The sequence below is a fragment of the Microbacterium aurugineum genome (assembly GCF_023101205.1).
GTDB classification, from domain to species: Bacteria; Actinomycetota; Actinomycetes; order Actinomycetales; family Microbacteriaceae; genus Microbacterium; species Microbacterium aurugineum.
This window is the reverse complement of sequence record NZ_CP078078.1, coordinates 363,842-382,729: the sequence shown is the minus strand read 5'-3', so window position 1 is coordinate 382,729 and position 18,888 is coordinate 363,842. Positions and strand designations below refer to the sequence as shown.

The 18,888-nt window shown below is 68.9% G+C and carries 17 protein-coding genes; 6 read left to right on the top strand and 11 right to left on the bottom strand.

What is annotated here, in order from left to right; all coding sequences use genetic code 11:
• Positions 1–58: 58 nt before the first annotated feature.
• The 4 genes from KV397_RS01805 to KV397_RS01790 are packed head-to-tail and all read left to right on the top strand — an operon-like array spanning position 59 to position 4,547.
• Positions 59–1,294 carry an aminotransferase class V-fold PLP-dependent enzyme gene (locus tag KV397_RS01805; protein ID WP_047522101.1) on the top strand — a complete coding sequence of 412 codons (1,236 nt, stop codon included), beginning with the start codon at positions 59–61 and terminating at the stop codon, positions 1,292–1,294.
• 56 nt (positions 1,295–1,350) lie between these two features.
• On the top strand, positions 1,351–2,661 hold the full coding sequence (locus tag KV397_RS01800) for an ABC transporter substrate-binding protein (RefSeq protein ID WP_047522103.1): 1,311 nt from the start codon (positions 1,351–1,353) through the stop codon (positions 2,659–2,661).
• A 3-nt stretch (positions 2,662–2,664) separates the two neighbouring features.
• On the top strand, positions 2,665–3,630 hold the full coding sequence (locus KV397_RS01795) for a carbohydrate ABC transporter permease (RefSeq protein ID WP_047522105.1): 966 nt from the start codon (positions 2,665–2,667) through the stop codon (positions 3,628–3,630).
• Positions 3,627–4,547, top strand: a complete 921-nt coding sequence (locus tag KV397_RS01790) for a carbohydrate ABC transporter permease (protein WP_205802365.1) — start codon at positions 3,627–3,629, stop codon at positions 4,545–4,547. The genes KV397_RS01795 and KV397_RS01790 overlap by 4 nt, the downstream gene beginning before the upstream one ends.
• Positions 4,548–4,810: 263 nt before the next feature.
• Here the strand turns inward: KV397_RS01790 and KV397_RS01785 are convergent, their stop codons facing one another.
• From KV397_RS01785 to KV397_RS01775, 3 genes are read right to left on the bottom strand one after another with little or no spacing between them, the layout of a single operon-like run.
• Entirely contained in the window at positions 4,811–5,824 is a 1,014-nt protein-coding gene (locus KV397_RS01785) for an aldo/keto reductase family protein (protein WP_047524861.1), read from the bottom strand.
• A 23-nt stretch (positions 5,825–5,847) separates the two neighbouring features.
• Positions 5,848–6,339, bottom strand: coding sequence for a hypothetical protein (locus KV397_RS01780; RefSeq protein ID WP_131493394.1), 492 nt, complete (start codon positions 6,337–6,339; stop codon positions 5,848–5,850).
• 10 nt (positions 6,340–6,349) lie between these two features.
• Entirely contained in the window at positions 6,350–7,762 is a 1,413-nt protein-coding gene (locus KV397_RS01775; RefSeq protein ID WP_227991814.1) for an aminotransferase-like domain-containing protein, read from the bottom strand.
• A 91-nt stretch (positions 7,763–7,853) separates the two neighbouring features.
• On the opposite strand from KV397_RS01775, the gene KV397_RS01770 reads away from it, so the two are divergent.
• Positions 7,854–8,183, top strand: a complete 330-nt coding sequence (locus tag KV397_RS01770; RefSeq protein ID WP_261812017.1) for a hypothetical protein — start codon at positions 7,854–7,856, stop codon at positions 8,181–8,183.
• 40 nt (positions 8,184–8,223) lie between these two features.
• Here KV397_RS01770 and KV397_RS01765 read toward each other — a convergent pair whose 3' ends face one another.
• Together KV397_RS01765 and KV397_RS01760 are read right to left on the bottom strand one after the other, a co-directional pair.
• On the bottom strand, positions 8,224–9,849 hold the full coding sequence (locus tag KV397_RS01765; RefSeq protein WP_261812016.1) for a DUF4407 domain-containing protein: 1,626 nt from the start codon (positions 9,847–9,849) through the stop codon (positions 8,224–8,226).
• A 178-nt stretch (positions 9,850–10,027) separates the two neighbouring features.
• Entirely contained in the window at positions 10,028–10,600 is a 573-nt protein-coding gene (locus KV397_RS01760) for a TetR/AcrR family transcriptional regulator (RefSeq protein WP_261812015.1), read from the bottom strand.
• 65 nt (positions 10,601–10,665) lie between these two features.
• On the opposite strand from KV397_RS01760, the gene KV397_RS01755 reads away from it, so the two are divergent.
• On the top strand, positions 10,666–11,292 hold the full coding sequence (locus tag KV397_RS01755) for an NAD(P)H-dependent oxidoreductase (RefSeq protein WP_261812014.1): 627 nt from the start codon (positions 10,666–10,668) through the stop codon (positions 11,290–11,292).
• Here the strand turns inward: KV397_RS01755 and rlmN are convergent.
• Genes rlmN through iolC form a run of 6 tightly spaced genes read right to left on the bottom strand, consistent with a single transcriptional unit; the run spans position 11,241 to position 18,855 of the window.
• Complete coding sequence (gene rlmN / locus KV397_RS01750; RefSeq protein ID WP_047520961.1) at positions 11,241–12,530, bottom strand: 23S rRNA (adenine(2503)-C(2))-methyltransferase RlmN; 1,290 nt, start codon at positions 12,528–12,530, stop codon at positions 11,241–11,243. The two genes, KV397_RS01755 and rlmN, sit on opposite strands and share 52 nt — an antisense overlap.
• A 58-nt stretch (positions 12,531–12,588) precedes the next feature.
• The gene (gene iolD, locus KV397_RS01745) at positions 12,589–14,499 is read right to left on the bottom strand and encodes a 3D-(3,5/4)-trihydroxycyclohexane-1,2-dione acylhydrolase (decyclizing) (RefSeq protein ID WP_227991815.1); all 1,911 of its coding nucleotides are present in this window, start codon (positions 14,497–14,499) and stop codon (positions 12,589–12,591) included.
• Entirely contained in the window at positions 14,499–15,407 is a 909-nt protein-coding gene (iolB, locus tag KV397_RS01740) for a 5-deoxy-glucuronate isomerase (RefSeq protein ID WP_261812013.1), read from the bottom strand. Before iolB ends, iolD begins: the two co-directional genes overlap by 1 nt.
• Before the next feature lie 24 nt (positions 15,408–15,431).
• Entirely contained in the window at positions 15,432–16,955 is a 1,524-nt protein-coding gene (locus KV397_RS01735) for a CoA-acylating methylmalonate-semialdehyde dehydrogenase (RefSeq protein WP_261812012.1), read from the bottom strand.
• Between the two features lie 42 nt (positions 16,956–16,997).
• Positions 16,998–17,897: a Cgl0159 family (beta/alpha)8-fold protein gene (locus KV397_RS01730; RefSeq protein ID WP_261812011.1), complete on the bottom strand. Its 900-nt coding sequence runs from the start codon at positions 17,895–17,897 to the stop codon at positions 16,998–17,000.
• A 1-nt stretch (position 17,898) separates the two neighbouring features.
• Positions 17,899–18,855: a 5-dehydro-2-deoxygluconokinase gene (gene iolC / locus KV397_RS01725; RefSeq protein WP_153242985.1), complete on the bottom strand. Its 957-nt coding sequence runs from the start codon at positions 18,853–18,855 to the stop codon at positions 17,899–17,901.
• Positions 18,856–18,888: the final 33 nt, after the last annotated feature.

Sequence of the window (18,888 nt, the reverse complement as noted above, 5' to 3'; positions counted from 1 at the left end):
TTTCGCGCTCGTGTGGCAAAGTTGTGCAACAACTCGCCCCACTCATCGATGAGGACTGATGCCCGCACCGTTGTTCCCCGCACCGCTCACGCTGAACTCCGGCGTGCGCGCCCGTGACGCCTGGCCCCTCGACCCGGCGGTGATCCACCTCAACCACGGATCCTTCGGCGCGGTCCCCTCCGCCGTCGTCGCGCATCAGGACGCTCTTCGCCGCCGCGCGGATCTCAGTCCGGTCGAGTGGTTCCCCCGCATCGCGGAGCGTGTGCAGGATGCCCGCGAACGCACCGCGCCCTTCGTGGGTGCCCGGACGGAGGACAGCGTCTTCGTCCCCAACGCCTCCGCCGCCGCCACCGTGGTCTACAACGCGCTGCAGTTGGAAGCCGGGGACGAGATCCTCGTCACCGACCAGGGCTACGGCGCCATCACCATGGGGGCCGAGCGCCTCGCCCGCCGGTTCGGCGCCCGCGTCCGCACGGTCGCCCTCCCGCTGCTCTCCTCCGACGACGAGATCGTGCAGCTCTTCGCCGATCATCTCTCCCCCCGCACCCGTCTGATCGTGGTCGACCAGATCACGTCGCCGACCGCACGGATGCTGCCCACACGGCGCATCGCCGAGGCGGCGGCCGAGCGCGGGGTGCGCACGCTCGTCGACGGCGCTCACGCCCCCGGCCTCGTCCCGGACGCGGCTGCCGTCGCGGGCGGCGACTGGTGGTTCGGAAACCTCCACAAGTGGCCCTGCGCGCCCCGCGGCTCCGCACTGCTGGTCACCTCCGCCCCCGACCGCGACGAACTGTGGCCACTCATCGACTCGTGGGCGGCGCGCGAACCGTACCCCTCCCGCTTCGACACCCAGGGCACGATCGACGCCACGACCTACCTGGCCACCCCGACCGCCATCGACTTCATCGAAAACGAGTTCGGTTGGGCTGCCGCACGCGCAGCGATGACGGAGATCGCGGATGCCGGCGCCGAGCTGATCGCGGAAGCCCTGCGCCCCTACGGCGACGAGGACCCGCTCACCCCGCTCCCCTCCCCTGTGCCGTCGATGCGACTCGTGCGTCTGCCGCTCGGGCTGGGGGCGACACGGGAAGAGGCCGACGCCCTGCGCATGGATCTCCTCGATGAGGTCGGCGTCGAGACGGCCTTCACCAGCTTCCGCGGTATCGGCTACTTCCGACTCTCCGCGCACCTCTACAACGAGGCCTCCGACTACGAGGCCTTCGTGGAGCGGTGTGTCCCGCAGATCCTGAGCCGTGCGGGCATCCGCCGCGCCGACTCCCTCGTCCTGCCCTGATCCGCCCACCGTTCACCCGACCGCAACACCCACCCACCCCAACCGAGAGGCACTTCGTGAAGAACAAGATCTTGACGACAGCAGCGGGATTCGGCACCGTCGCCGTCCTCGCTCTCACCGGCTGTTCCGCGAGCTCCGGCCCGTCGGCCGACGGCACGGTCACCCTGCAGATGGTCGAGAGCCTGACCAACCCGGCCCGCACCGAGCTCATCCGCGGACTCCTCGACGAGTTCGAGAAGGACAACCCGAAGATCACGGTCAACCTGGTCTCCCCTCCCACCGAGCAGGCCGACGCGAAGATCCAGCAGATGCTGCAGTCCGGCAAGGGCGTGGACGTGCTGGAGGTGCGCGACATCACCGTCGGACCGTTCGCGAACAACGGCTGGCTGTACGACCTCGGCCCCGACCTCGAGAAGTGGGACGGCTGGGACGCCCTGACCGACAACGCGCAGTCCGCGTCCGTGGCCGCCGACGGCAAGAGCTACTTCGTTCCGTACGGCTTCTACGGGCTGTCGCTGTTCTACCGCACCGACCTCGTGAAGGACGCCGGCTTCGACGGACCCCCGCACAGCTGGAAGGACCTGCTCGAGCAGGCGTCCGCGATCCAGGACCCCTCGAACAACATCTACGGCTACGCGTTCCGCGGGGGCCAGAACGCGAACAGCAACGTCGTCGCGGCCATCGAGGCCTACACGATCGACGGTCTCGACACCGAGGACGCCTTCCTGATGGAGGACGGCTCGACGATCTTCGCCGCACCCGAGGCGCAGGATGCCGTCGACGACTACTTCGACCTGTTCACGGAGGCCTCCCCGCCTTCCGCCGTCTCGTGGGGCTACCCCGAGATGGTCGCCGGCTTCACGAACGGCACCACCGCGTTCCTGCTGCAGGACCCCGAGGTCATCGCGACCGTGCAGGACTCCTCCCTCACCGAAGACCAGTGGGACACCGCTCCGCTGCTCGTCGGCCCCTCGGGCAAGGCCGCGCAGCCGCTCGCCGTGGCCGGGTGGGGCGTCGCCGAGAACAGCGAGAACAAGGAGGCGGCCGTCAAGCTGGTCGAGTTCCTCTCGTCGGCCGAGCCCGCCACCGAGTTCGCCCAGGCCAACAGCCTGGTGCCGATCATCACGGCTGCAGCGGATGACGACTTCTACTCGTCGGGCCCCTGGACCAGCTACGTCACCATGACGGAAGACCCCGAGACCTACGTCAACGTGCGCCAGCCGCGCGGGGTCAGCTGGTGGACCGAGTGGATCCAGAAGTCCGACCAGGATGTGCAGAACGTGCTGCTGGGCAACATGTCGACCAGCGACCTGCTGGCCTCGTGGGACGCGTTCTGGACCGAGAAGTACGCCGCGGAAAAGGGCTGACCTGTGGCCCGCACCGCTCAGAAGGGAGGCTCCGTCGGCACTGCTTCGCAGCAGGCAGCCGTCGGGGCCTCCCCGGCATCCCGTCGACGTCGTCCGTTCCGAGGGCGCCAGGCATGGACGCTGCTGGCGTTCCTCGCCCCCGCGGTCGTCTTCGTGTGCTGGTTCACCTACTGGCCGATGCTGCAGGGCGCGCGCATGGCCTTCCACGACTGGAACCTGTGGGACCTCACGTCGACGCCGTTCGTCGGCTTCGACAACTTCCTCGCGGTGTTCCGTGACCCCGCGTTCCCGACGGTGGCAGGGAACTCCGTGCTCTGGGTCGTCGGCTCGCTCGTGCCGCAGCTCGTGATCGGGTTCCTGATCGCGCTCGCCCTGCGCAAGCGGTTCCGGTTCCGCGGCGTCTACCAGGCGCTCGTGTTCTTCCCCTGGGCGGTGTCCGGCTTCCTGATCGGCATGCTGTTCCGGTGGATGTTCAACGCGGAGTTCGGTGTGGTCAACGACCTGCTCATGAAGGCAGGACTGATCGACGCCCCCCTCCCCTGGCTGGCGGATCCGAAGCTCGCGATGTTCGCGGTGATCGTCGCCAACGTCTGGTACGGGGTCACGTTCTTCGCGATCATGATCCTCGCCGCTCTGCAGTCGGTGCCCGACGAGATGCTGGAGGCTGCGAGCCTCGACGGCGCCGGCAAGGTCCGTCAGCTCTTCTCGATCATCATCCCGTACATCTCGATGACGCTGCTGCTGACGATCCTGCTGCGAGTGATCTGGATCTTCAACTTCCCCGACATCATCTACGCGATGACCAACGGCGGACCCGCCAACCAGACGCACATCATTACGACCTGGATGATCAACTACACCCAGCAGGGCAATTACGGCTTCGCGAGCGCGATCGGCCTCATCGTGATGGCCGTCCTGTTCGTGTTCTGCGCGTTCTACCTGATGGCGATGCGGAGAGTGCAGCGATGACCATGACAGACACCTCCCGCACGGGCTCCTCGGTCACCGAGACCCGCCGGATCACCGTGCCCGATCCGGCATCCGCCCCGCGTCCGAAGCCGCGGGTCACGGTCGGCGGCGTCATCCGCGTCGTGGGTCTCGGGCTCTGGCTCGTGATCACGCTGTTCCCGCTGTACTGGATCGCGCTGACCGCGTTCAAGTCGCCCGGGACGATCAACAGGTTCCCGATCGAGTATTGGCCGAGCGAGCCTTCGCTCGACAACTTCACGAGTCTGTTCGAGAAGAGCTCGTTCGGGGTGTTCCTCGGCAACTCGGCCCTGGTCGCGGTCGTCGGCGGTGCGGTGGCGACACTCATCGCCCTGCTCAGCGCCTATGTTCTCGCTCGCTTCGAGTTCCGGGGCAAGGGCGCGATCCTGATCGCGTTCCTGCTGACGCAGATGATCCCGGCCTTCATCGCGCTGGGACCGCTGTACTCGATGATGACGGACCTCGGGCTGGTCGACACCAAGCCCGGACTCATCCTCGTCTACATCGCGATCTGCATCCCGTTCTCGACGGTCATGCTGAGGGGCTTCTTCGAGAACGTGCCCGATGCCCTCGAAGAGGCCGCCATGATCGACGGATGCTCCCGCCTCGGAGCCCTGTTCCGGGTGCTCGTCCCGGTGATGACGCCCGGCATCATCGCGGCGTTCATCTTCAACTTCGTGAACTGCTGGAACGAGCTGTTCCTGTCGGTCGTGCTCATGAACACCGATGAGAACCGCACCGTGCCCTCCGCGTTGAACGGCTTCATCTCGACGTTCAACATCGACTGGGGGTCGATGAGTGCCGCAGCGGTGCTGACGATCCTGCCGACCATGGCGATGTTCGCGCTCGCGAGCCGCTGGATCGTGCAGGGCCTGACCGCCGGCGCCGTGAAGGAGTAACCCCCTCGCGCCCCGTCTCGTCCGTCGCGCCCCGTCGCGCCCGTCTCGTCCGTCGCGCCCCGTCGCGCCCGTCGCGTCCGTCGCGTTCGTCGCGCCCGTCGCGTCCGTCGCGTTCGCCGAGACCCCCTTCCACCGCCGAGGCCCCCTCTGATTCGCAGGATTCAGAGGGGGCCTCGGCGGGCAGAGGGGGCGTCGACCCTCGCGACGACCCGACGACCGGATGCGACGACCGGACGCGACAACCGGACGAGGCGGGCGGGTGGTCAGACCAGGCGGGACTTCGGAGACACCGAGTAGGTGTGCTCGGCGTCGCGGTTGACCGTGTCGCCCAGCGCGGTGTCGATCGCGGCGAGCGTGTCGGCGTCGAGCTTCACACCCGAGGCCTTGACGGTCTCCGCCAACTGCTCCGGACGGGAAGCTCCGACCAGCGCGGCCGCGACGTTCGGGTTCTGCAGCACCCACGCGATCGCGAGCTGCGGCATCGACAGGCCGGCTTCCTCGGCGATCGGCTTCAGACGCTGCACCGCGGTGAGGATGTCGTCCTGCAGGAAGCTCTTGATGAAGTCGGCGCCGCTGTGCGGGTCGGTCGCGCGCGAGCCCTCGGGCACCGGCTGCCCCGGCAGGTACTTGCCGCTGAGCACGCCCTGTGCCATCGGCGACCACACGATCTGCGAGATCCCGAGCTCTTCGGACGCCGGAACGACCTTGCCCTCGATGACGCGCCACAGCATCGAGTACTGCGGCTGATTGGAGATGAGCTGGATCCCCAGCTGCTTCGCGAGTGCGTGCCCTTCGCGCAACTGCTCGGCCGTCCACTCCGAGACGCCGATGTAGAGCGCCTTGCCCTGACGGACGACGTCGGCGAACGCCTGGAACGTCTCCTCCAGCGGAGTCTCGTGGTCGAAGCGGTGCGCCTGGTACAGGTCGACGTAGTCGGTGCCGAGGCGCTGCAGCGAGCCGTTGATCGACTCGAAGATGTGCTTGCGGCTCAACCCGGTGTCGTTCGGGCCCTTCGGACCGGTCGGGAAGTAGACCTTCGTGAAGATCTCGAGCCCCTCGCGGCGCTGCCCCTCGAGTGCCTTGCCGAGAACGACCTCCGCTGCCGTGTTGGCGTAGGTGTCGGCGGTGTCGAAAGTCGTGATTCCCGCGTCCAGGGCGGCATGCACGGTCTTGACGGCGGCATCGTCGCCGACCTGTGAGGCGTGGGTGACCCAGTTGCCGTAGGTGATCTCCGAGACCTTGAGACCACTGTTGCCGAGATAGCGATAGTTGACCATGGATCAACGCTACTGGCTGCCCACTATGGCTGGGCCGGATACCGGGATCTCATTACCGCCATCGCGCCGCCGACCACGATCGCGACGGCGGCGAGGGCGCTCACGACGTACAGCGGTCGGGCCCAGGGCGAGTAGTCCGCTCCGCTGATCCCGAACGTGTCGGCCAGGGCCATGCCCGCGCCGAACGACGCGACGAAGTACCCGACCGCGCCGAGCATGAGCAGCGCCAGGAACGTCATCGCAGGAACCACGGGATCCGCACGCCGGACGACCGAGACGACGGCCACCGCGACGGCCAGCGCCACCCCGATGCCGAGAACGGAGAACACGGCACCCTGACCGAGGTTCTCCCCCGCCTCCGCCATCGCGAAACGGATCTCCTCCATCGTGAGCCCCGGAGCCGCGGCGAGCGGATTCAACACGAGGATCTGCAGTGCAGCGAGCACCGCGTAGGCCAGGACGGCGAGCACGCCGACGATCGAGATCCACAGGGTTCGGCGCTGAATCCGAGTCATGCGGGTCAGCCTAAGAGGACATCCCGAGAGTCTGCCGATACTCCCGCCAGGCGGCTCCGAGACGCCGGACGCCCTCGGCGAGCACGTCGTCGGGCGCAGTGAACGGGATGCGGATGTGGTCGTCGGGCGAGGCCGCGACCGCGAAGGCCGCGCTCCCGGCGATCGAGACGCCGTGGGTGGCGGCGGTGCGGACGAGGGCCGCCGCCGAGCCTGCGGGCAGGCGCACCCACAGCGACAGCCCACCACGCGGCGGCTCGGGCGTCCACTCCGGCAGGTGCTCGGCCATCAGCGCCTGCAGCAGACGCAGACGCTCCTGGTGGATGCGGCTGTTGGCTCGACGCAGGTCATCGGCGCGCGCGATCAGATCGAGTGCGAGCAGCTGTCCCGGCACGCTGGTGGACTGGTCGGCGAGCTGGCGCGCGCCGCGGAGCCGACGGACGAGCACCGGGTCCGCGCGCAGCCAGCCGATCCGCAGCCCCGCCCATACCCACTTCGACACCGACTCGACCACGATGATGGGGGCATCGGCGCGTTCTGCCGCGAGCGTCGGCGGCACGACCCCGTCGAAGGAGATGCCGGCGAGCACGCGGTCTTCGATGACGGGTACGCCGTACTGGGCGGCGAGCTCGGCGACGCGATGCCGAGCGGCGGGCGGCAGACGCGATCCGGTGGGGTTCTGATGGTGCGGGTTCACCGCGACGAGCACGGGCCGCAGGCGGGCGAGCGCCTGTTCGAGCGCGTCGACGTCGAGTCCGTCCTCGCCCATCGCGATGCCATGCACGGTGCCGCCGCGGAGGCCGACCGAATCCGTGACTCCAGGCCAGGTGATCTCCTCTGCGAGCACGATGTCGCCGGGACCCACGAGCGCGTTCACGACGAGGCTGATGGCCTGCTGCGCCCCGTGCGTGACGAGGATCTGCTCCGGCGTGGTCGGCGTGCCCTCCGCGGCGTACATCGCGGCGATGAGGTCGCGCAGGGCGGGCAGGCCCGCAGGGTCGGTCTCGGGCAGCAGGGCGAGGTCGAGTCGCGGCTTGTGGTCGCGGATGAGCTGCACTCCGAGATCGGAGATCTGCGGCACGGTGCGCAGCAGGTCGATCGCATTGGGGAGCGCCGAGAAGAGCGCCTCCCCGCGCCCGGGCCGCTGGGCGGGCACGGCGGTTGCGACTGTCCCGGCGATGCGGGTGCCGCTCCCCTGCCGCCGGTCGACCAGGCCCTGTTCCGCGAGGTCCGTGTATGCCGCGACGACCGTGCCCCGCGAGACGGACCCTGCGGCTGCCAGCGCGCGCTCCGCGGGCAGCCGGTCCCCGGGGCGCAGCTCACCGCTCGCGATCAGGCCCTCGATACCCCGTGCGAGCCGGGCGGCGAGAGTGCCGTCTCCCTGTGTCCAACGGCCGAGCCGTGCCGAGAGTGCTTCCGACGACACGTCACCTGCATGCACGAGGGACGCCGCTCGCCCCGAAGCTATGGCCGAAAACTGATCCATTGGCCTGCCATTGGCACTGTCACTCGCGCTCATGAGATCTGATTCTGGACCAATCACCAGGAATCTCGCCACCATTCCTTCACTTACTGATCCAATCAACACCGATTGGACCATTACGCAGCTCCTGGAGTGGCTCAGCGACGATGCCCGTCAGCACGATGTGGCGCTGCAGCATCCGCTCGCCCGCATCGAGGCGCTGATGACCGGAGCGCGCTGGGCGCGCACCCCGTCCACGGTTGCGTTGATCCGCTCGATCGCCGCCGCTGTCCACGACGACCCGACACGGGGAAGCCTCCGGATCGGCGAACTCTCCCCGCAGCAGGAGCCAGGCGTTCCGGAGCGGATTCCGCAACTCGCGTGACCGGAGGCTCGTGCCGTCCCGCCGAACCGCGATGCACCTCTCAGCCGATCGTCGGTCGAACCAGCTGCTCCTGCTCCTCGAGCGTCTGCGCCTGCGCGCGCTTCTCCGCCCTCTCCCGCTCCTGCGCCTCGGCCGCCTCGCGGCGTTCCGCACGCGTCTGCGGCTCACCGGAGCCGGCCTCCGCGTGTATCCCCTGGGACTGATCCGTCACGATCTGCGCACGGTCTCGGAAGCCCTCCGCCGTCACCTTGTCGAGAGCGACCTGTTTGCGGATCGCGGCCGCCTTCTCGTACAGGCTCGGGTCACCGTAGCTCGTGAGCACCTTGACCAGCACCGGAAGCAGCTCGATCATGAAGAACAGGGCCGCGATCAGGATGTGCGCCCACAGGATCGTGGGCTCCTTCTCGCTCAACCGGTTCAGACCACTGATCTGGCTGAGCAGCCCCACGGCTCCGGCATTGCCCTGCGCCACGGCATCCGCCCGGGCGTTGTACGCGGCGAGCGCCTGGTCGTAGGTGTCGCGCGCGGTCGGCAGCTGCGACTTGGCCTGCTCCCGGTTCTGCGCCTCGGACGTGGAGGTGTTCTCCTTGGCGGCGGTGCCGGCCGCAGCGAGCTCCTCGTTGGCGGTGCGCAGCTGGGCGGCGAGCGCGTCGTACGTCTGCTGGGCCTCGGCGAGCTGTGCCTTCGCGGCATCCGAGCTCGCACCCTCTCCGTTGACCCCGGTGCACCCGGGGACCGTGCCTGCGCCTTCGCCGGTCAGCTCGCACTGGTACAGCACGCGCGCCTGGTCGATGACCTCCTGCTGCGCGGTCATCTTCGCGGTGACGTCGTCGACGGTGGCCTGTGCGGCCGACTCCGTCGCAGACGACGAGTCCGTTCCCGCCACGATCCCGGTCGCCGCCTGGTTCTCGAGCTCGGCGACCTTGGCGGAGGCCGCGTCCAGCGCGATCTTCTCCGGCCCCGACTCAAGGGCCTCCTGATCGGACTGCGACTGCGTGATGTTGGTCGACGCGACCTCACGGGCGATGTCGTTGTGGAAGATCTGGAGCACGAGCGGCTCCGCCACCACGAAACCGATGATCGCCGCCATGATCACTCGCGGGATCGCCAGGCCGATGAGCCGCCAGACGCTCCTCGTCGAGCTCATGGTCGAGGTCAGGAACCGATCGAGGTTGAAGATGATGAGCGCCCACACGAGAGCCAGGGGCACGGCCAGCCACAGCGCCGCCTGCACACCGGTGGTGAGGGCGAAGAGCATCGAGATCGCCGAGACGAGCGCGGTGCCGGCGAGCACGAAGAACATCTGGACGAAGCGGGGGGTCTCGCCCGGGACGCGGTCGAGGATCTCACCCTCCGCGCCGCCGAGGATCGCCAGGGTCCGCGCGCGCGAACCGGGAGCCCGCGGCACGCGCTTCTTCCGTTCCTTCGGGACACGAGGCGCACGCGGAGTCTTCACCGGGGCGGACTCGTCCGCAGCGACCGCATCGGCGATCGGGGTCTGCTCGGCGGAAGCTGCGACCGACGCGTCGCCTGCGGCGTCTTCGGTGCCGGTGGGCTCGAACTCGCGCAGGAAGTCGAGGTCATCCGTGACGGCGTCGGGTTCGCTGTCGAGGATGATCCGACCCTGCGAGTCGTAGCGACCCGGTCGATGGGCGGAATAGGGCATCCCGATAATCTACGAAACCTCGCCTGTGGATAGCGTGGAAGATTCCTCGGAACCTCCGGAATCCCACGTTCCCGTCGCGATATGTCAGCTTCCGAGCCGCGATTGGCTGCCATATCGCGACCGGAGCAGAGTCAGGGGTCAGGGGGACCGGAGCAGGGTCAGGGAGACGGGAGCAGCGTCAGGGGGACGGGAGCAGCCGATCGAGCGCCGCCGCGTAGGCCACGAGGGCATCGTCGAGGGTGAAGTGCCCCGCAGCGGCGAGCGTGCCGAGTCCATGGATCAGCCCCCACACCACGACGGCATCGGTCGGCCGGTCCAGGCCTGCCGCGGCGACTCCCTCTGCGAGCACTGTCTCAAGCCCGTCGATCAGCGGCGCCATGGTCGCGGTCGGGGATCCGGGGACGCAGACCGTCGGGTCGTACACCGCATCGAACGCGTGCGGATGTTCCACAGCGAAGCGGATATAGGCGGAACCGGCGTCCGTGAGCGCCGCGCGCGGGGTCGACGCCTTCTCCGCGTCGGTGCGGACCTGCGTCAGGAGGTCGGCCATGCTCCGCTCGGCGAGCACCTTGAGCAGCCCGAGCCGGTCCGAGAAGTGGTGATACGGCGCGTTGTGGCTGACGTTCGCGGCGCGGGCGACCTCGCGGAGGCTGATCTCCGCCGCAGGCATCCGCTCCAGCAGCTGCATGGCGGCATCCTCCAGCGCCCGGGCGAGATCGCCGTGGTGGTAGCCGTCCTTCGAACTTGACATGAGCAACATCATCTCCTATCTTGACAGTGTCCACCACCTTGACACTGTCCAGATAGGAACCTGACATGCCTGCTCTCGTGATCGACGGCCACCCCGACGCCCGCTCCCTGACCGCTTCGCTGGCCCAGCGGTACGCCGACGGACACGGAGACGCCCGGGTGCTCGCACTGCGTGACCTGGACTTCGATCCCCACCTGCGCTTCGGCTACCGGGAGCGCATGACCCTCGAGCCCGACCTCGTCGACGCGAAACAGGCACTGCACGACGCCGACACGATCGTCGTCGCCACGCCGCTCTGGTGGGGTTCGGTCCCCGCGGTGCTCAAGGGCTTCTTCGACCGCGCCCTGCTGCCGCAGCAGGAGTACCGCTACACGAAGCTCGGCCTCCCCGAGGGGCTGCTGCCCGCACGCCGCGGCCGACTGCTCCTGCTCGCGGACACCCCGTGGTTCGCGGTGCCGTTCACCGGGCTGCCCGCGCAGACCCAGGTGGCCCGCAACACCCTGCGCCTGTGCGGCGTGAGGTCCGTACGCGTCCACCGCATGCTCGACGTCAAGGACGCCGACACCGCGACGATCGCACGGTGGCTCGACCGCGCCGAACACCTCGGCACGCTCGACGGTCGCCGAGCGGGCGTGACGCCTCAGCTCATCGCTGCGGAGGCGGCCTCGTCCTCGGTCGTGGCGACCAGCTGACCGCAGGCGCCGTCGATCTCCTTGCCGCGGGTGTCGCGGAGGGTCGTCGGGATGCCGGCGTCATTGAGTCGCCGGACGAACTCGTTCTGCACCGGGATCTCCGACGAGGTCCAGACCGAACCGGGCGTCGGGTTGAGCGGGATCGGGTTCACGTGGACCCAGCCGCGTCCGCGCTGATTGAGCTTCTCCGCGAGCAGGTCGGCGCGCCACGCGTGGTCGTTCATGTCCTTGATGAGCGCGTACTCGATCGAGACGCGACGACCGGTCTTGGCGTAGTACTCGTACGCGGCGTCGAGGGCCTCATCGACCTTCCAGCGGGAGTTCACCGGGATGAGCTCGTCGCGGAGGTGATCGTCCGGGGCGTGCAGCGACAGCGCGAAGGTCACGGGGATGTTCTCGTCGGCGAGCTTCTTGATCGCCGGCACGAGACCCACGGTGGACACGGTGATGCCGCGCGCGCTCATGCCCAGACCGTCGGGCTGCGGAGCCACCATCGAGCGGACCGCATCCATCACGCGCTTGTAGTTCGCGAGCGGCTCACCCATGCCCATGAACACGATGTTCGACACGCGCTCCATGCTGTGGTCGTCGGCCTTCTTGCCACCGAGGCCGCCGTCGGCGATCAGCCGGTTGGCACGAACGATCTGCTCGATGATCTCGGCGGTCGACATGTTGCGGGTCAACCCCGCCTGGCCGGTCGCGCAGAACGGGCAGTTCATGCCGCAGCCGGCCTGGCTCGACACGCACAGCGTGATGCGGCCGGGGTAGCGCATGAGCACCGACTCGACCAGCGCGCCGTCGTGCAGACGCCACAGGAATTTGATCGTGTCGCCGCGGTCGGTCTCGAGGCGTCGCACCTCGGTGAGCAGCGACGGCAGCATCCCGGCGACGAGCTGCTCCCGGGTGTCGGCCGGGAGGTCCGTCATCTGCTCGGGGTCGGACGTGTAGTGGCGGAAGTAGTGCGTCGACAGCTGCTTCGCGCGGAAGCCGGGGAGCCCGAGCTCCTTGACCTTCTCGGTGCGCTCGGCCGGCGTGAGGTCGGCCAGATGCACCGGCGGCTTGCCGCGCTTGGGGCTCGCGAACTGCAGCAGCGGGCGCCCCTCGGCATCCTTCTGCTGCGTCCACCCCTCGGTCCGGGGGCGCACCTGTGCCGTGCGCGTCTCGCGGACCGCCCCCGAACGGGACGACGCGGGCGCTGCCTGGGGGCGCGTCTCGCGCGTGCGGGGATTCTCCGTCATACCTCCAGGGTACGCGGTGACGGATGGGAAGGCCCTGGGGTGCGGTGCTTCCGTGACGTCAGCCCAGCAGGGGACGCTGTGCAGCACGCTGCTGCACGTACTCGTCGAGGGCCCGCTGTGCGGTGTCCGTGGTCGAGACCGCCGCCACCGGCACGTCCCACCAACCCTCCCCGTCCGGACCGTAGACCGTCGGGTCACTGTCGATGTGGATGAGCGTCGACCGCTCCGAGGCCTTCGCCGTGGCGACCGCAGCACGCAGGTCATCGATCGCCGCAGACCCCCGTGCGATCTCGATGACGTCGACGCCGTAGCTGCGAGCGTTCATCGCGAGGTCGACCGGGAGCACGTCACCGTGCTGGAAGCTCCGCGTCTCCTCGTCGTAGCTCCGGTACTTCGTGCCGAAGCGCTCCGTGCCCACCGTCTCCGAGAGATGCCCGATCGAGGCGTATCCCTGGTTCTGGACGAGCACGACGATGATCTTGATGCCCTCGGCCACGGCCGTCGCGAGTTCGGAGCTCAACATCAGGTACGAACCGTCGCCGACCATGACGATCACGTCCCGCTCGTCACCGGATGCGAGGAGCCCCCGTTTGACGCCGAGGCCTCCCGCGATCTCATACCCCATGCAGGAGTAGGCGTACTCGACGTGGTAGCCGAGCGGGTCGCTCACCCGCCACAGCTTGTGCAGATCTCCGGGGAGCGAGCCGGCCGCCTGCACGATGACGTCCGCATCGGCCACCGACCCGCGCACGGCGCCGATGATCTCGGGCTGCCCCGGCAGTTCGCCACCCGTGGGCGCGAGAGCGTGGTCGACCACCGCATCCCATCGCCGCTTCTCGTCGGCGATCCGCGCGCTCAGATCGGTCGCGATCCGGAAGTCCCCGAGCATGCCCGTGAGCGCGACCAGCGCTTCCCTGGCATCGGCGATGAGCGGGAGCTGCGAGCCGTGCTTGTAGGCGTCGAGGGCGGCGACGTTGACGTTCACGAACACCGCATCCGGGTTCTGGAAGGCGGTACGCGACGCGGTGGTGAAATCGCTGTAGCGCGTGCCGATACCGATGATCACATCGGCGTCGGCGGCGATCCGGTTCGCGGCGGTGGTTCCCGTCGCACCGATCCCGCCGAGATTCTGCGGGTGGTCCCAGGGCAATGCGCCACCGCCCGCCTGCGTGGTGCCGACCGGGATGCCGGTGGCCTCGGCGAACGCACGGAGTGCCTGCTCCGCTTCCGAATAGATCACCCCCCCACCGGCGACGATGAGCGGCTGCTTCGCGCCGCGGATCGCGGCCACGGCACGCTCGAGCGGTCCGCGTTCGGGCAGTGGCCGGCGGATGTGCCATTCACGCTCCTGGAGGAATTCGAGCGGGACGTCCACAGCCTCGGCCTGCACGTCTTCGGGGAGGGCGATCGTCACCGCCCCCGTCTCCGCCGGATCGGTGAGCACGCGCATCGCCGCGAGCGCGATCGAGAAGAGCTGCTCGGGGCGCTGCACCCGGTCGAAGAACACCGAGAGCGGGCGGAACGCATCGTTCACCGTGAGCCCGATGTCGTGCGGGCGCTCCAGCTGCTGCAGGACGGGATCGGCGACTCGGGTGGCGAAGGTGTCACTCGGCAACAGCAGCGCCGGGAGCCGGTTGGTCGTCGCGAGGGCCGCACCGGTGAGCATGTTCGTCGCGCCCGGCCCCACTGAGGCCGCACTCGCGAACGTGGCCCTACGCCGGTGCATCCGCGCGAAGCCCACCGCCTGGTGCACCATCGCCTGTTCGTTGCGGGCCTGGCGGTAGGGCATCAGATCGGGCTGCTCGAGGTTGTACTGCTGCAGCGCCTGACCGAGACCCGCGACGTTCCCGTGGCCGAAGATCCCGAACATACCGGGCACGGTGCGCTCACGGATGGTGCCGTCGACGGTCCATTGCCGCGAGAGGAACTCGACCAGGGCCTGGCCGACCGTCATCCGCTTCGTCTGCATCAGTGATCTCCATGTCCGTAGGGAAGCCGGGAATCGATGTCCTGCCCGCTCCAGTTGTCGCGCACCCACGCGTGCGCCGGGTCGTCGGTGATCAGCCACACCCGCTCCGGATCGGGGCCGGCCATGACGTTCAGGTAGTAGAGGTCGTAGCCCGGTGCGGCGACAGCGGGTCCGTGGAATCCGAACGGGACCAGCGCGATATCACCCGTGCCCACCCGCTCGGCGATGTCGATCGCGCCCGCGTCCGAGGAATAGGTCGCAAACATCCCGAACGCGGCCTCGGCGGCACCGGCATCGCCGCCGGCACGCGTGGGGGCCGCCTCGAAGTAGTAGATCTCCTCGAGCCGGGATTCCCGTCCCGACACGTGCTCATCGTGCTTGTGCGGCGGATACGACGACCAGTTCCCCGCGGGCGTGATGACCTCGCAGACGATGAGGCGCTCGGCGTCGAGCGCTTCCGGCGTGCCGAAGTTGTGCACCTGCCGGCTGGAGGTGCCGGCTCCGCGGAGCTCGATCGGGATCTCGGCGGCGCGGATGTGCCGGGTCGGATGCACGGCCGATGCGGGCGCGGAGGCCACCGCCACCCGACCGACTCCCGTGATGACCGCGGAGGCTACGGACGACAGGTAGAGCACGTCGCTGGGCCCGTCGAAGACCGACCGGCGGCCGGCGAGCGTCGTCTCCGAGGTCGCGCCCTGCTCGGTGTGCTGCACCGTGAAGGAACCCGCGAGCGGCACGATGATCCGCTCGACCCCGTCCTCGGCGAGCGCGAGGGTCTCCCCCGCGGCGAGCGCTCCGATGCGGATGCCGGTGTGCGTCCATCCCGGGATCGCAGCGTCGACGACGCTCTCCCACCCGTCGCGGCCGATCGTCCCTCGGCGGTGGAACCATTGCCCCTGCTCGGTCATGACGCCTTCTGCCCGATCCGAAGCTCAGTTGTTCTGGGGGAAGCCGAGGTCGATGCCGCCGTGCAGGGCGGGGTCGAGCCAGCGGCTGGTGATCGCCTTCTCCCGGGTGAAGAAGTCGAAGCCATGGACACCGTACGCCTTCGCATCGCCGAAGAGCGACGCCTTCCACCCGCCGAAGGAGTGGTAGGCCACGGGGACGGGGATGGGCACGTTGATGCCGATCATCCCGACCTGCACCTCGTGCTGGAACCGACGTGCGGCGCCGCCGTCGTTCGTGAAGATCGCCGTCCCGTTCCCGAAGCGACCTGAATTGATCAGGTCCATTCCCTCCTGGAAGGTCTGCACCCGCACCACGGACAGCACCGGCCCGAAGATCTCCTCCTGGTAGGCGCGCGAGGAGGTCGGGATCTCGTCGATGAGCGTCGGTCCGAACCAGAAGCCGTCCTCGCGCCCGTCGACCGTCAGACCCCGGCCGTCGACCACGATCCGCGCTCCGTCGGCCTCGGCGATGTCGACATACCCGGACACCTTCGCCCGGTGCTCGGCAGTGATCAGCGGCCCCATGTCGGGCTCGCCGTCGACCCCACCCGCTCCGTCGCCGATGCGGAGAGCGGCGATGCGCTCCCGGATCCGCTCGATCAGCTCATCCGCCACCGGATCGACCGCGAGCACGACGGAGACCGCCATGCACCGCTCGCCGGCCGCTCCGAACCCGGCGTTCACCGCCTGGTCGGCGACGAGGTCGAGATCGGCGTCCGGCAGCACCAGCATGTGGTTCTTCGCCCCGCCGAGCGCCTGGACCCGCTTGCCGTTGCGCGATGCGGTCTCGTAGATGTACTGGGCGATCGGCGTCGAGCCCACGAACGAGATGGACGCGACATCCGGGCTCTCCAGCAGTCCGTCGACGGCCTGCTTGTCGCCCTGCAACACCGTGAACACGCCTTCGGGAAGCCCCGCCTCGGCCCAGAGCGCAGCGAGCCACAGGGCCGCCGACGGATCCTTCTCACTGGGCTTGAGGACGACCGCGTTGCCCGCGGCGATCGCGATCGGGAAGAACCACATCGGCACCATCGCCGGGAAGTTGAACGGCGAGATGATGCCGACGACCCCGAGCGGCTGCTTCAGCGAGTACACATCGATGCCGGTCGAGACGTTCTCCGAGTATGCGCCCTTGATCAGGTGTGGGAACCCGGTGGCCAGTTCCACCACCTCCTGTCCGCGCAGGATCTCCCCCATCGCGTCCGAACGCACCTTGCCGTGCTCGGCCGTGATGATCTCCGCCAGCTCACCCTTGCGCGAGTGCAGCAGCTCACGGAACGCGAACATCACCGCCTGACGCCGCGCGATCGAGTAGCCGCTCCACACCTCGAACCCGCGCCGCGCGGACGCGATCGCTTCCGCGATCTCGGCGTCGTCGGCCAGAGCCACGTGTCCGGTCACGGCCCCGGTCGCGGGGTTGTGCACCGGAGCCGTCCGGCCGCTGGTCGACGCACGGGCGGCACCGTCGATCCAGTGTCCGATGGTGGGGATGGTGGAGGCGGGGGTCATACGTATCCTTCGGCGAAGTGGCGTTCAGGCGGGAAGAGGCGTTCAGGCGGTGAGCCCGGGGTGGACCAGAGAGGCGGCGACATCGATGGCGGACGCGACGTCGATGTCGGAGGAGTACAGGAGCGTGCGTCCGACCGTCAGTCCGCGCACTCCTGGCAGCGAGAGAGCATCCTCCCAGGTCGAGAACGTGTCGTCGGGGTCGGCGCCCGCGTCTCCGCCGAGGAGCAGCACCGGCAACGTCGTCGCCGCCAGCACCCGCTCCATGTCTTCGACCACCGGCAGCTTCAGCCAGGAGCTGGCGCTGCTCGCGCCCAGACCGCTGGCGATGGCGATCGACAGCATCACGGCATCCGGACTCAGATCGTTGACGACCCGGCCGTCCACGCGTCGACTCAGGAACGGCTCCAGCATGATCGGCAGATCCGCGCGTGCGGCCGCCGTGACCGCTTCCGCCGTCGAGGCCAGCGTGGGTGCCGTCCCGTCGTCGTCGAGGTTCACCCGCAGGAGCGCTTTGGCGAAGTCGATTCCCGAGTCCACCATCGCCGGCACGTCGTACCCTGTGTAGCGGTCGTCCATCTCGAAGCTCGCCCCCCGCAGGCCACCGCGGTTCATCGAGCCGACCACGATCTTGTCGTCGAGCAGACCGAGCACGGCGAGGTCGTCGATGATGTCGGGGGTTCCCAGCACGCCGTCGACGCCCGGGTGCCGCAGGGCGATCGCGAGGCGGTCGAGCAGCTCGTAGCGGTCGGCCATCGCGAACGGCGAGCCGCCGACGGCGAGCGCACCGCGCGCAGGATGGTCGGCCGCGATGATGAACAGCCGCCCGTCGCCGCGGATGATCTCGCGACGACGTCGCCCGGCCAGCGTCTCGCGGATCGCTCGCGGCGACTCCGCACGCACCGTCCGGAGCCGGTGGAAGTCGTCCTCGGTCAGTGCTGTCATCTCATGCATCTCCGTTCACGACCTCGGCGACCTCGCGCTCCGTCGGCATCGCGGTCGAACATTCCCGGCGGCCGGCCACGATGCCGCCCGCCGCGTTCGCATAGATCAACGTCTTCTCCAGTTCCCATCCCGCCAGCAGGCCGTGGCAGAGCGCGCCACCGAACGCATCGCCGGCACCGAGCCCGTTGACGACCTCGACCGGGGTGGCCGGAATCTCCACCTGCGTCGACCGCGTCTTGGCGAGCACACCGCGCGGCCCCTGCTTGACGATCGCCAGTTCCACGCCGCGCTCCAGGAGCGCGTCCGCGGCACGCTGCGGTTCGGTCTCGCCGACCGCGACCTCACACTCCTCGCGGTTGCCGACGGCGACGGTGGCGAACTCGAGCGCACGCTGGATCTGCGTGCGCGCGGCCTCCGGCGCCTCCCAGAACATCGGTCGGTAGTCCAGGTCGAACACGGTGTGCGCACGGCGTCCCCGCGACGCGAGGAGGTCGAGGTGGGTCTGTCTACTCGGCTCCTCGCTCAGGCCTGTCGCCGTGAACCAGAGGAGCGTCGCTTCCCGCACGGTCTGCGCATCGACGTCGCCGGGGCGGATCTGCAGGTCGGGAGCAGTGGGCTCGCGATAGAAGTACAGGGGGAAGTCGTCCGGCGGGAAGATTTCGCAGAACGTGATCGGCGTCTTGTAGCTCGGATCGGTCGCGACGAAGTCGCTCCGCACCCCGAGACGCTCCAGCTCCTCGCGAAGGTACCGCCCGAAGGGGTCGTCTCCCACCCGGGAGAGCAGAGCGGTGTCGTGCCCGTAGCGAGCAGCGGCGACGGCCACGTTGGCCGCACTTCCACCGAGGTACTTTCCGAAACTGGTGACGTCACCGAGACCGACGCCGTCCTGCAGCGGGTACAGGTCGACGCCCAGGCGCCCGATGGCCAGGATCTCCGCGACCGATCGTTCCTCCGACATCACCCCTCCACTCCTTCGCGCATTTGTCTTAAC